Raw genomic sequence first — 13,428 nt, 5'->3', positions numbered from 1 at the left:
TCACTGCTTCACCGGGTCTACCGAGCCACCACCCGGACGGCGAGGCAACGGTGCCCGGGACTCACTGTCCGGGCCCGTTCCAGTCGACCAACTGGACGATGACGCCGTTGGGGTCGCGTACCTGGAAGGCCCGCTCGCCCCATTCCTCGGCGGTGAGCGGCATGGTGATGGTGACGCCCTCGGCCTGGAGGCGGGCGAGTTCGCCCTCCAGGTCCTCGACCACGAAGGCCAGGATCAGGCCGCGGGCGTGGTCGTCGCGCTGGTCCGCCGGCAGTGACGGTAGGCCCTGGCGCAGGAAGACGACGTTCATCCCGGCGTCTTCCCTGGTCAGCGAGGCGAAGCCGTCGGCGGCCATGGTCTCGTGGAATCCGAAGTGCGTGACGAGGAAACTGCTGGAGGCGGCGACGTCGGCCACGTTCAGCGAGACGGCGGATGAGGTGATCTTCACGAGCGGCTCCCTGGGAATCGAACTAACTCCTTACATTGTACAACGTACTAGGTACGGATATTCCCACCCGGAGGCACCCGCCAACGACGCGGCACCCCGGACCCGGCCGCGCGATGTCCGGAACACGCCCAGCCCCACCGGGCGGTTTCGCACACCTGTCGGGTAATTTCTGTTCTGGCCGTCGCCCGCCGAGGAGCTGGCGTCGGGCGGCCTCGCGGGACAGGAGATGGCACAGGCATGGGTAAACGGACGGTTCACGTCTCCGACTTCAGTGGCAAGGTGGTCCGGTCCGCCGACGAGGTGGTCCGGATCGTGGTGCTGGACCACCCCGACCTGGTCGCCGGGCCGGTGCGGTTGGAGGCCGAGCCGACCGAGGTCGAGAGCATCGACGACGCGGCGCTCGACGTCGCGGTCGTGGAGATCCACGATGGCCGGCCCGGGGAGGCGCCCCGCCGGGTGGTGCTCACCGCCAGCGAGTTCGACGCCCTCGCCACCGACGTGCCCATGGCCCAGCTGCTGCGGACCGCCGAACGGGTACGCCCGGCCAGGGCGAGCCGGGAACGGATCGACTACGCCACTCTGGAGCACGCCGGCAAACCGCACCGGGGCCGGGTCACCGAGGAGGAGGCGCGGTTGGTGCGCGACCACCTCGACGAGGTCAACAAGCGCCTCGCCGACGAGGGGATCCGGCAGATCGACCCCGCCGACCCCGAGCACGCCGCCCGGTACGGCTTCCTGACCGCCTGACGGTGACCTGCGGTCCAGTCGTTCCGGGCAGGGGTCCGCGGTCCGGTCGTTCCGGACAGGAACGGGGACAAGATCGACGGGACGGGCGCCGTGAACCATAATCGGTGCGGTGCCGCACCCCGGCATCACGTCCGGTTCCGGGCGACCCCTCGGCCGCCGCACCGACCGGACCGGTGGAACCGACTCCTCGGAGGTGCCGTGAGCGACCCGACCAGCCCGGCGGGCAAGGTGGACACGACCCTGGCGCATCCCGCCCGCCGCTACAACTACTGGCTGGGTGGCAAGGACAACTTCGCCGCCGACCGGATCTCCGGCGACCAGGTGGCCGCCGTCTTCCCGACGGTCAAACGCGCCGCCCAGGAGAACCGCAGGTTCCTGCAACGCACGGTGGGGTTCCTGACCGGGGAGGTCGGCATCCGGCAGTTCCTCGACATCGGCACCGGGCTGCCGACCGCCGACAACACCCACGAGGTAGCCCAGCGGATCGCACCCGAGTCCCGGGTCGTCTATGTGGACAACGATCCGCTGGTGATGGCACACGCCAGGGCCCTGCTCAGCTCCTCCCCGGAGGGCCGGAGCGCCTACATCGAACGGGACCTGCGCGATCCGGCGTCGATCCTGGAGGCCCCGGATCTGCACGACACCCTCGACCTGCGGCAGCCGGTCGGGTTGACGCTGGTCGCGATCCTGCACTTCGTACGCGACTTCGAGGACCCGTACGGCGTCGTGGCCCGGCTCGTCGGCGCGCTGCCGTCCGGCAGTTACCTGGTGATGTCACACGGCACCTACGACGGCGTACCGGCGGAGGTTGTCGCGAAGCTGGAGGAGGCGAACGCCGCCACCGGCGGACTGAGCCGGCCCCGCAGCCGGGACGAGTTCAGCCGGTTCTTCACCGGCCTGGACCTGGTCGACCCGGGGGTCGTGCCGATCGGGAACTGGCGGCCGGCGCCCGGCAGCACCCCACCCGAGCCGGACGACATCTGCATGTACGGGGCGGTCGCCCGGATTCCGTGAGCGTCCGCACCGGCCCGCCGGTCTGAAGAGTTCCTTAAGCCGGCCGGCTGGCCTCGGCCGATCCGAGCGTCCACACCTAGGATCTGCCGGTGCGTACCAGGACCATCCCCGGGCTGATCGCGACCGTACTGGCGACCGCGATCGGCCTGACCGCTTGCGGCTCGGCGGCGGACGACCGGTCCACCGCCCCGCAATCGGCTCCAGCGGTCGCCGATACCGGTGCCGCGACGCCGTCGCCGTCGGCTCCGGCCACTCCGTCACCCACCGCCAGGCCGTCCGCCTCCACCAGGCCGGTGCCGGCGCTGCCCCGGCCGGGCAACCCGAAGGGCCGGGCCGCCGTCCCGGCCGAGGCCCGCGCGGTGGACACGGCCAGGCCGACCCGGGTGATCGGCACCGGAACGCCGGCGAGCTGCACCTCCGAGGCGGTGGTCGCGGCGGTCGCCAAGGGCGGGATCATCACCTTCTCCTGCGGCCCCGCCCCGGTCACCATCACGATGCGGGCGACCGCGAAGATCCGGAACTCGACCGGTCCCCGGATCGTGCTCGACGGCGGCGGCAAGGTCACGCTCAGCGGCGGCGGCAAGCGCCGGATCCTCTACATGAACACCTGCGATCGGGCGCAGGGCTGGACCACCTCGCACTGCCAGGACCAGGACCACCCGCAGCTCACCGTGCAGAACCTGACCTTCGCCGACGGCAACTCCACCGGCGAGAAGGCCGAGGGCGGCGGTGGCGGGGCGATCTTCGTCCGGGGCGGGCGGTTCAAGGTGGTCAACTCACGGTTCGTCCGCAACCGGTGCGACCGGACCGGTCCGGATCTCGGCGGCGCGGCGATCCGGGTGCTCAGCCAGCACAAGGGGCTTCCGGTGTACGTGGTGAACAGCACCTTCGGTGGCGCCGCCGGGCAGGGCGGCAGCTGCGCCAACGGCGGCGCGCTGAGCAGCATCGGTGTCTCCTGGGTGGTGCTCAACAGCGTGCTGAGCCACAACCGGGCGGTCGGCCGGGGTGCCAACCCGGCCCGGAGCGGTACGCCCGGCGGTGGCAGCGGCGGTGCCATCTACGCCGACGGCAACCGGTTCACGGTGACGATCGCCGGCAGCGTGGTGCAGGACAACCGGGCCAACGAGGGCGGCGGAGCGGTCTTCTTCGTCAGCAACGACCGGACCGGGACGATGCGGATCGAGGGTTCGACGTTGCGGCGCAATCCCAGCGACGGCTTCGAGACCCGGGGCTTCCCGGGGATCTTCTTCCTCGGCGCCCGCAACCCGACGGTCACCGGCTCGACCCTGCGGTAGCGCGTCCGCTCCTGCCCCGACCGGCAGGCTTGTCAGCCTGAACTCAGATTGCATACTGTAGTCAGGATAACGCATACGGGGCCGCGCCGCTGTCGCGTCGCTGGGCGCCGGGCGGACGTCGTACGAGAAGGGAGCAGCACGTGCGAGTTGCAGTGCTCGGAGCCGGCGCCATCGGCGCGTACGTCGGTGCGTCCCTGTGCCGGGCCGGGGTGGATGTCCAGTTGATCGCCCGCGGTGCACACCTGGCCGCGCTGCGGGCGAAGGGGGTACGGGTGCACAGTCCCCGGGGCGACTTCGCGGCGCACCCGCACGCCACCGACGACCCGCACGAAATCGGGCCGGTGGACTACGTGTTCCTCGGCCTCAAGGCGCACTCCTACCCCTCGGTGGGGCCGCTACTGGAACCGCTGCTCGGCCCGGAGACCGCGCTCGTCGCCGGGCAGAACGGCATCCCGTGGTGGTATTTCCACAAGCTCGCGGGGCCGTACGAGGGGCAGCGGATCGAGGCCGTCGATCCGGGCGGGGCGACCTCGGCGGTGATGGCTCCGGAGCGGGCGATCGGCTGCGTTGTCTACCCGGCCACCGTGATCGAGTCGCCCGGGGTGATCCGGCACCTGGAGGGGACCCGGTTCTCCATCGGTGAGCCGGACGGCACGGTCTCGCAGCGGTGTCAGCGGTTCAGCGACGCGATGGTGGCCGGCGGACTGAAGTGTCCGGTCGAGCCGCGACTGCGCGACGACATCTGGATCAAGTTGATGGGGAACGTGTCACTGAACCCGATCAGCGCCCTGACCAGGGCCACCATGGCGGAGATCTGCGAGAGCCCCGGCACCCGCCGGGTGGTCGAGCAGATGATGACGGAGACACTCGACATCGCCAGCCGGGTCGGCAGTACGCCGGAGATCTCGATCGGCAAGCGCGTCGAGGGCGCCCGGCGAGTCGGCCACCACAAGACCTCGATGTTGCAGGACCTCGAGGCGGGCAAGGAGATGGAACTCGACGCGATCGTCGCCGCCGTGGTGGAGATCGCCGACATCACCGGTGCGCCGGCACCCACGCTGCGCACCATCTACGCCGCGACCGAGCTGCTGGCCAAGACCGTGGCCCGGCCGGCGCCGGCCCCAGCATGACGACCGCCTGACCGTCCGGTGCCGGTCGACCATCGGCGGGACCCACCGATCCATCGACCCGTCCCGGCCCGGCGATCTCGCCAATCCGCAGGACACCCGAGGCCCTGGAGGCTCCCGTGACCCTGATCCGCAAGCCAGGCACCGCCTGGGAGGACGTCTTCGCCCGCTGCCGCGAGACCGCACCCGAGGCCTTCGCCGACGACCGCGTCCGCAACTACTGGGGCGGGCGGTGGCGTGCCGACGGCGACCCGGTCCCGGCCACCTCACCGGTCGACGGCACCCCGATCGCCGGCCCGCCCCGGCTGACCGCGGCCACCACCGCCGAGGCGGTCCGGGCCGCCGCCGACACCCACCGCGGCTGGTCGACCCGGCCGCTGGCCGAGCGCAGGGCCCGGGTCAGCGCGACGCTCGACGCCCTCGCGGCACACCGCGACCTGTTGGCGCTGCTGCTGGTCTGGGAGATCGGCAAACCGTGGCGGCTGGCCACCGCGGACGTCGACCGCTGCCTCGACGGGGTGCGGTGGTACGTCGAGGAGATCGACTCCATGCTCGCCGGCCGCTCCCCGCTGCCCGGGCCGATCAGCAACATCTCAAGCTGGAACTACCCGATGAGCGTCATCATGCACTCGGTACTGGTGCAGGTGCTCGCCGGCAATGCGGTGGTGGCCAAGGCGCCCACCGATGGCGGGGTGAGCTGCCTGACCCTGGCCATCGCCCTCGCCGCCCGGCACGACCTGCCGATCACGCTGGTCAGCGGCGGCGGTGCCGAACTCTCCCCGGTGCTGGTGGACTCGCCCGAGATCGCCTGCGTCTTCTTCGTCGGGGGCCGCTCCGCCGGCAGCCAGGTCGCCGCCGGCCTGCTCAACTCCAGCAAGCGGCACGTGCTGGAGCAGGAGGGGCTGAACTGCTGGGGCGTCTGGGAGTTCAGCCACTGGGACGCCCTCGCCGGCAACGTCCGCAGGTCCTTCGAGTACGCCAAGCAGCGCTGCACCGCCTACCCCCGGTACGTCGTACAGCGCTCGCTCTTCGACCGGTTCCTCGCCGCGTACCTGCCGGCGGTCCGGGACGTCCGGTTCGGACATCCGCTCGCGGTCGAGCCGGGACAGGACGGCTTCCCCGACCTCGACTTCGGTCCCCTGATCAACGACCTCAAGGCCAAGGAGCTGACCGACGTCGTCGAGGCGGCGATCGCCAAGGGCGGCATACCGCTGCACCGTGGGTCGCTGGACGACGGTCGGTTCCTGCCCGGCCAGGACCGGTCGGCGTACCTGGCCCCGGTGGCGATCCTCGCTCCGCCGCCCTCCTCGCCGCTGTTCCACGCCGAACCGTTCGGGCCGGTCGACACGATCGTGCTGGTCGACACCGAGGCCGAACTGCTGGCCGGGATGAACGCCAGCAACGGGGCGCTGGTCGCCTCGCTGGCCTGTGACGACGACGCGACCGCGCAGCGGCTGGGCGGCGAGCTGCGGGCGTTCAAGATCGGTGTCAACCGGCCCCGCTCCCGGGGTGACCGGCAGGAGGTCTTCGGCGGCCGGGGCGCCTCCTGGCGGGGCGACTTCGTCGGCGGCGCCCTGCTGGTGCACGCGGTGACCGAGGGCCCGCCCGGCGAGCGCCGGTACGGCAACTTCCCCACCCACGCCCACTACCCGGAGGTCTGAACCCATGACCAGGATCCCCTGCATGGACGCGGTCGTCTCGGTGCTCGCCTCGGAGGGCGTGGACATCGCGTTCGGCTGCCCGGGTGCCGCGATCCTGCCGCTCTACGCGGCGCTGCGGCGCAGCGACATCCGGCACCTGATCGTCCGGCACGAGGAGGGTGCCACGCACATGGCGGACGGCTGGGCCCGGACCAACGGCCGGGTCGGGGTCGCGATCGGCACCTCCGGCCCGGCCGGCACCAACATGATCACCGGTCTCTACACCGCACAGGCGGACTCCATCCCGATGGTCTGCATCACCGGCCAGGCGCCGACCACCAAGCTGCACCAGGAGGCGTTCCAGGCGGTCGACATCGTCGAGATCGCCAAGCCGGTGACGAAGTGGGCGGTGCAGGTGAAGGAGGCCGCCCAGGCGCCCTGGATCTTCCGGGAGGCGTTCCGGATCGCCCGCTCCGGACGGCCCGGGCCGGTCCTGGTCGACCTGCCGATCGACGTGGCACGGCAGGAGATCGAGTGGGACGCCTCGATCGACGCCCCACTTCCGGTGGCCCGGGTCGAGCCGCACCTGCCCCGGGTCGAGCGGGCGCTGGACATGCTGCTCGCCGCCGAGCGGCCACTGATCCTGGCCGGTGGCGGAGTGATCATCGGCGAGGCCACCGACCTGCTCCGGGAGGTCGCCGAGACGCTGGACATCCCGGTCCAGGTCACCCTGATGGGCAAGGGCGCGATCCCGGAGGACCACGATCTCTTCGCCGGGATGACCGGCATCCAGACCACCCAGCGCTTCGGCAACGCGTCCTTCCTGGAGTCCGATCTGGTGCTCGCGCTCGGCGCCCGGTTCGGCGACCGACACACCGGGGACCTCCCGACCTACCGGGGCAACCGGAAATTCATCCACGTCGACATCGAGCCGACCCAGCTCGGCAAGGTTTTCGGGCCGGACCTCGGGGTGGTCTCGGACACCGGGGCGTTCCTCGCCGCGCTGCTCGACGCCGTCCGGCGTCGGGGGGTACGGCGGGACCGGGGTGAATGGGTCTCGCTGGTCCGCAGGCTGCGCGCGACACTGCGCCGCCGGGACGACTTCGACGCCGTACCGGTGAAGGCGCCCCGGGTCTTCCGGGAGCTCAACGAGTTCTTCGGCCCGGACACCTACTTCGTCACCGCGATCGGTCTCTACCAGATCTGGTCCGGACAGTTCCAGCGGGTGTTCAAGCCCCGGCACTACCAGGTCTGCGGTCAGGCCGGTCCGCTGGGTTGGGAGATCCCGGCGGCGATCGGGGTGAAATCCGCCAGACCCGACGCCGAGGTGGTCGGGGTGGTCGGGGACTACTCGTTCCAGTTCCTGGTCGAGGAGCTCGCGGTCGCCGCGCAGTACAACATCCCCTTCGTACTGGTGATGTTGAACAACGAGTATCTCGGACTGATCCGGCAGGCCGAGATCGGCTACGAGATGAACTACGAGGTGGACATCCACTACGACGAGTACGGCACGGACAACGTCAAGATCATGGAGGCGTACGGCTGCACCGGGCGCCGGGTGCGGCACCCCGACGAGATCGCCGACGCCCTCGCCTGGGCCAGCAAGGAGGCCCGGCGGACCAGCCGTCCGGTACTGGTCGAGGTGATGGTCGAACGCGAGGCGAACACCGCGCACGGGCTCTCCATCGCCCAGGTGCACGAGTTCGAGCCGGTGCCGGAAACCGAATAGTGGATCTCGCGGCCCGACCGGCGGGGTGGGCGACGTCGCCCACCCCGCCGACGCGCGCACGGTCGACCCGTACCATCGCTGGCGGTGATTCCGGCTGACCGCCGTGGCCTTTGCCGCCTCCGGGATGGCGACCTGCCGCGCCGGGATGGCAACGACGATTGCATCTGGACGACTGTATGCTATAGCCAACGAACGTCCGATCGGTTTCTTCGCAGCCGGAGGTAGTCCATGACCGAATGGGGGGGCTCGGCCTCGCCTGCCGGCGCCAGTAGTGGGCGGCGACGACTCACCGCGGCCCGCCGCGAGCCACGGGTGGCGCGCCAGCCCCTGGAACGGCCCGCGCCGCTGCGGCAGGCGGTCTACGACGTGATCGCGGAGATGATCATCAATCGCGAGCTGCGCCCCGGCGAGCACCTGGTCGAGAACGAGCTCGCGGCCCAGCTCGGCGTCAGCCGGCAGCCGGTCCGGGAGGCGCTGCAACGGCTGCAGAGCGAGGGCTGGGTGGACCTGCGCCCGGCACTCGGCGCGTTCGTGCACGTGCCGACCGAGGAGGAGGCGGACCAGCTCCTCGCCACCCGTACCCTGCTGGAGTCGGAGTCGGCCCGGCTGGCCGCCCGGCAGGCCACCGCGGAGCAGGTGGAACGGCTCCGCGAGCTACAGGAGGCCGGCGAGAAGGCGCTGCAGGACGACGACCAGGTGGAGCTGGTCGCCGCGAACGCGGCGCTGCACGCGTACGTTGTCGAGATGTCCGGCAACAAGGTCCTGGCCGAACTGATCGCGATGGTCGACCGGCGGGTGCGGTGGTACTACGCCCCGATCGCCCGGTCACGGGGCCGGGAGGCCTGGGACGAGCACGCGGAGCTGATCGAGGTGATCGCCAGCCGCAACGGCCGCCGGGCCGGCGAGCTGATGCGCAAGCACACCGAGCGCACCCGGGAGAGCTACCACCAGCGCCGCAGGGAGGCCGCCGAGCGGGAAACCCTGGGCTGATCCTCCCTGATGCCCGGCTGCCGTCCCGGAAATCGTGACCGCGCGGTGTCGACATCGGCGGGGCCGCACCGACGTTCCAGTCGAGCGACGGAACCGCCCCGTCGCGCGACCCGGAGGTGAATCCGATGAAGTACCTGATCCTGATCCACTCGAATCCCCAACCGTGGGGACACCCGACCGGCGACTACCTCGCCGCCCACCAGGAGCTGCCCGAGGACCTGCGCAAGCGGCTGAACGCCGACTTCGAGCAGGTGCTGACCGAGCTACAGGCCAATGGCGAGCTGATCAGCGGCGAGGCGCTGGGCGCACCGTCGGCGGCGCGGCTCTACCGCTGGCAGGACGGTGCGCCGCTGGCCACCGACGGTCCGTACTCGGAGGCGAAGGAGCATCTGGCGGGCTTCTTCCTCATCGACGTGGAGAGCCGGTCCCGCGCCGAGGAGGTCGCCGTGAAGTTCTCCGGCCCCGGGGAAACGGTGGAACTGCGGCCCCTGATGTGGCCCGGTGGCGACGACCAGTAGCCGTCCGGCCGGAACCGGACTGCCGACGCTGGCGGACGTGTGGCGCCGGGAGGCGCCGCACGTCCTCGGCGCGCTCCTGCGCCGGTACGGCGACCTGGCCGACTGCGAGGACGCGGTCCAGGATGCCGCGGAGGCCGCCGCCGCCCAGTGGTCCGCCGGCGGGCTACCGGACGATCCACGGGCCTGGCTGATCCGGGTCGCGTCGCGGCGCCTGATCGACAGGTTTCGGGCGGACTCCGCCCGGAGCCGCCGCGAGGCGCTGGACGCCGCCCGCCAGGGGAACGATCCTGCCATCGCGCCGGCCGCCGACGAGGTGCCGCACCCGGAGGTCGACGACACGCTCCGGCTGCTCTTCCTCTGCTGCCATCCCGTGCTGAGCAGGCCGTCACAGGTGGCCCTCAGCCTGCGCGCGGTGGCCGGGCTGAACGTGGAGCAGATCGCCGCCGCCTACCTCGTACCGGCCCGTACCATGACCCAACGACTCAGCCGGGCCCGCACGGCACTGCGGCAGGCGGGCGCACGGTTCGAGATGCCGTCACCGCCCGAGCTACCGGCCCGGGTCGCCGCGGTTCTCGACGTGTGCCACCTGGTCTTCACCGAGGGCTACGCCCGGACCTCCGGCGAGACCCTGCTCGACGCCTCACTCGCCGAGGAGGCGATCCGGCTCACCCGCCAGGTACACGCGGCACTGCCCGACCATGCCGAGGTCTCCGGCGCCCTCGCGCTGATGCTGCTCACCCACGCGCGGTCACCCGCCCGGACCGACGCCGCCGGCGATCTCGTACCGCTGGCGGAGCAGGACCGCTCACGCTGGCGGCGGGACATGATCGACGAGGGTGTCGCGCTACTCGAGACGACCCTGCCCCGCGGGCACGTGGGCAGGTACCAGCTCCAGGCCGCGATCGCCGCGGTGCACGCCGAGGCCGGCAGCTACGAGCACACCGACTGGTTGCAGATCAGTGTCCTCTACGACATGTTGGGGCGGACCGCTCCCGGCCCGACCGTCACACTGAACCACGCCGTCGCCGCCGCCATGGCCCACTCACCAGCGGTCGGTCTGGCCATGCTCGACCCGTTGCGCACCGACCCCGCCATGCGCCGGCACCACCGGCTGTACGCGGTACGCGCGCACCTGCTGGAACTCGACGGTGATCCGACCGGCGCCGCGGACGAGTACCGGCTGGCGGCGCGGTTGACCGCGAGCCTGCCCGAACAGCGCTATCTCAACCGGCGGCTGGCCCGGCTGGAGAACCCGTCCCGGTAGCCGCTGTCGTCCTCGTCGGGTCCGCTGTCGTCCTCGTCCGGTCGATGCGGGCTCGGCTCCGCGTGTCCGGAGGAGGTAGCGCCGGGCCTCACCGCTGCACCGTGATGCCCTTGGGGTTGAGGTGGGAGATGTTGCCGCTCTCGGTTCCGTCGGCGGGGTCGATGACGCAGTCGATCAGCGCGGGTCTGCCCAGCGCCAGGGCCTCGCGCAGGGCGACGGCGACCTCCGTCGGCGTCGTCGCCCGGTAGCCCCGGCCGCCGAATGCGGCGATCATGAGGTCGTGCCGGGCGCTGAGCGCGGTCGGTGCCGGGTCCCCGGACGACGACCCCTCGTCGCCACGGTAGACGCCGCTGTTGTTCAGCACGACGGTGACGACGGGCAGGTTGTAGCGGCAGATCGTCTCCATCTCCATGCCGCTGAACCCGAACGCGCTGTCGCCCTCGATGGCGACGACCGGGTCCCCGGTCTCGACGGCGGCGGCGATCGCGTACCCCAGACCGATGCCCATCACCCCCCAGGTGCCGCTGTCGAGGCGGTGACGCGGCACCGGCATGCCGATGGTGTTACGCGCCAGGTCCAGCGCGTTCGCGCCCTCGTTGACCAGATACGTCCGCGGGTTCTCCCGCAGGACGTCGCGGATGGCCTGTAGGGCGCCGAGGAACTTCATCGGATGTGCCGTCTCGGCGGCCTGCAGGCGCTTGGCCATCTTGCCGACGTTCTCGGCGGAGCGGGCCGCGAGTTCGTCCCGCCACTGGGCCGGGACCACGATCCGGCCGGGTCCGGTCCGGTCGATCAGCGCCTGCATCACCGAACCGACATCGCCGACGAGCGGTGCCGCGATGGGCTGGTTGCTGTCCAGTTCGGTACTGGCGATGTCCACCTGGATGAACCTGGCGTCGGCGTTCCACTGTGGCGCGTCGCCGTGTCCGAGCAGCCAGTTCAGGCGCGCACCGACGAGCATCACCACGTCGGCCCGCCGGAGGGCCAGTGATCTGGCGCTGGCCACCGACTGCGGGTGGTCGTCGGGCAGCAGGCCCTTCGCCATCGACATGGGCAGGTAGGGCAGACCGGTGAGCTCGACGAACCGCCGGATCTGGTCGTCCGCCTGCGCGTACGCGGCACCCTTGCCGAGCACGACCAGCGGCCGCCGTGCGCTCGCGAGCAGTTCGATCGCCCGGTCCAGGGCCGCGGGTTCGGGCACCTGGCGCGGGGCCGGGTCGACGACCCGCCACAGTGACGCCGCGCCCAGCTCCGCGTCGATGACCTCGCCGAGGACCGCGGCCGGGATGTCGAGGTAGACCCCTCCCGGTCGCCCGGACACGGCGGTGCGGATCGCGCGGGCCACGCCGCGGCCGATGTCTTCGGCCCGCTGTACGCGGTATGCCGCTTTGGCGAACTGTCGAGCCGCCGCCAACTGGTCCATCTCCTCGTAGTCACCCCGTTGCAGGTCGACGAGGTGCCGCTCGCTGGAGCCGGAGATCTGCACCATGGGGAAGCAGTTCACCGTGGCGTTGGCCAGGGCTACCAGCCCGTTGAGGAACCCCGGGGCGGAGACCGTGAGGCAGATTCCCGGCTTCTTCGTCAGGAAGCCGGCCGCCGCCGCCGCGTGCCCGGCGGCGCTCTCGTGCCGGAATCCGATGAAGCGGATGCCGGACGCCTGCGCCAGGCGGGCCAGGTCGGTGATCGGGATGCCGACCACGCCGTAGATGGAGTCGATCTCGTTGAGCTTGAGCGCGTCGACGACCAGATGGATCCCGTCGGTCAGCTTCTGCGCACTCACGAGGCCGCTGGCTTCTGACTCCCCGAGGGAAGCGATGGTCATGATCAGAATCCTCCATCATCGTCGTACGACGGGAAGCCGTGTCCTTCCCGTGCCCCAAAGACTGCATACCGTATGGGGTAGGCAATAATCGTGGACCATGTGACAGCGGAGTGTCTAGGGGTGACGGGGACGTTTTCCGGGCACGCTGGCCCCGCACGGGCGCCAGCCTGGTAGTCGTGGGCCCGGTCGGGTGATGCGGGTGGCTTTGGTCACTAGATCGTTTTTTGTATACCGAAGGCGGTATCCTGGAAGCGTCGAACAGGACCTGTCGCCGGAGACGAGCACGAGGGTTTGTGGTGGCGCGACACCGGGTAGCTCCACACAGGAGGCCCGACCTACAGTTCACGCCACGGTCCGGGCCGCGAGGTGGCGGCCCCGCACGGGCACGGCGGGCGACCCCCGCCGGTCATCGAGCCGGCGACAGACACAGATCCGGCCGCCACGCGACGAGGCGTGCCGGCGGAAGATCCGGCGACCCGGGTGCGCCCGGCCCCACCAGGCACACCCGGGTGTCCTGCCGGACCACCGTCCCGGACGGATTCACGCCGTCCGGAATGGTGCGCACGGTCCCGGGAAGCGTCGTTTCCCGGGAAGACCGACAAGCAGGAGTGATGCTGTCATGACCACCTGGCGAACGTTCTCACGTTCCCTGACCCGCCTCTCCGACCGGCTGGCCCTGCCGGCCGCGTTCCCGGCCGACGGTCGCCGCCTCGGGCTCGGCCTGGCGGCCGCACTGGAGAACCAACGCCGGGCCGCCCGGCCGAGCGACGAGGAGATCGAGCGCTTCCTCCGCGGCACCGCCGGGGACGAAGACCTGATCAAGATCTGACGACC

Annotated in this window: 12 protein-coding genes; 10 read left to right on the top strand and 2 right to left on the bottom strand. The window is 71.2% G+C overall.

Annotated elements, in window-relative coordinates:
• Positions 1–61 precede the first annotated feature (61 nt).
• The gene (locus EV371_RS15130) at positions 62–448 is read right to left on the bottom strand and encodes a VOC family protein (protein ID WP_130462600.1); all 387 of its coding nucleotides are present in this window, start codon (positions 446–448) and stop codon (positions 62–64) included.
• A gap of 237 nt (positions 449–685) precedes the next feature.
• Here EV371_RS15130 and EV371_RS15125 point away from each other — a divergent pair, with 237 nt between their 5' ends.
• From EV371_RS15125 to EV371_RS15085, 9 genes are all read left to right on the top strand, one after another.
• Entirely contained in the window at positions 686–1,195 is a 510-nt protein-coding gene (locus EV371_RS15125) for a hypothetical protein (RefSeq protein ID WP_130462599.1), read from the top strand.
• Positions 1,196–1,393: 198 nt separating this feature from the next.
• Positions 1,394–2,209: an SAM-dependent methyltransferase gene (locus EV371_RS15120; protein WP_130462598.1), complete on the top strand. Its 816-nt coding sequence runs from the start codon at positions 1,394–1,396 to the stop codon at positions 2,207–2,209.
• Positions 2,210–2,298: 89 nt separating this feature from the next.
• The gene (locus EV371_RS15115; RefSeq protein ID WP_486484621.1) at positions 2,299–3,504 is read left to right on the top strand and encodes a hypothetical protein; all 1,206 of its coding nucleotides are present in this window, start codon (positions 2,299–2,301) and stop codon (positions 3,502–3,504) included.
• Between the two features lie 140 nt (positions 3,505–3,644).
• The gene (locus tag EV371_RS15110; RefSeq protein WP_130462597.1) at positions 3,645–4,634 is read left to right on the top strand and encodes a 2-dehydropantoate 2-reductase; all 990 of its coding nucleotides are present in this window, start codon (positions 3,645–3,647) and stop codon (positions 4,632–4,634) included.
• Between the two features lie 116 nt (positions 4,635–4,750).
• Positions 4,751–6,292: an aldehyde dehydrogenase family protein gene (locus EV371_RS15105; protein ID WP_130462596.1), complete on the top strand. Its 1,542-nt coding sequence runs from the start codon at positions 4,751–4,753 to the stop codon at positions 6,290–6,292.
• Positions 6,293–6,296: 4 nt separating this feature from the next.
• Complete coding sequence (gene gcl / locus EV371_RS15100) at positions 6,297–8,000, top strand: glyoxylate carboligase (RefSeq protein WP_130462595.1); 1,704 nt, start codon at positions 6,297–6,299, stop codon at positions 7,998–8,000.
• A 228-nt stretch (positions 8,001–8,228) separates the two neighbouring features.
• Complete coding sequence (locus EV371_RS15095; protein WP_130462594.1) at positions 8,229–8,990, top strand: FCD domain-containing protein; 762 nt, start codon at positions 8,229–8,231, stop codon at positions 8,988–8,990.
• Positions 8,991–9,115: 125 nt separating this feature from the next.
• Positions 9,116–9,508, top strand: a complete 393-nt coding sequence (locus EV371_RS15090) for a YciI family protein (protein WP_130462593.1) — start codon at positions 9,116–9,118, stop codon at positions 9,506–9,508.
• Positions 9,492–10,772, top strand: a complete 1,281-nt coding sequence (locus tag EV371_RS15085; RefSeq protein WP_349337276.1) for an RNA polymerase sigma factor — start codon at positions 9,492–9,494, stop codon at positions 10,770–10,772. Before EV371_RS15090 ends, EV371_RS15085 begins: the two co-directional genes overlap by 17 nt.
• 88 nt (positions 10,773–10,860) lie before the next feature.
• On the opposite strand, the gene oxc is transcribed toward EV371_RS15085, so the two are convergent.
• Positions 10,861–12,594 carry an oxalyl-CoA decarboxylase gene (gene oxc, locus EV371_RS15080; RefSeq protein ID WP_130462592.1) on the bottom strand — a complete coding sequence of 578 codons (1,734 nt, stop codon included), beginning with the start codon at positions 12,592–12,594 and terminating at the stop codon, positions 10,861–10,863.
• A 619-nt stretch (positions 12,595–13,213) separates the two neighbouring features.
• Here oxc and EV371_RS15075 point away from each other — a divergent pair.
• Positions 13,214–13,423 carry a hypothetical protein gene (locus tag EV371_RS15075; protein WP_130462591.1) on the top strand — a complete coding sequence of 70 codons (210 nt, stop codon included), beginning with the start codon at positions 13,214–13,216 and terminating at the stop codon, positions 13,421–13,423.
• Positions 13,424–13,428 lie beyond the last annotated feature (5 nt).

The organism is Plantactinospora sp. CNZ321 (assembly GCF_004217235.1).
The sequence above is the reverse complement of the archived record's forward strand: the minus strand, read 5'-3'. Positions and strand labels throughout refer to the sequence as shown.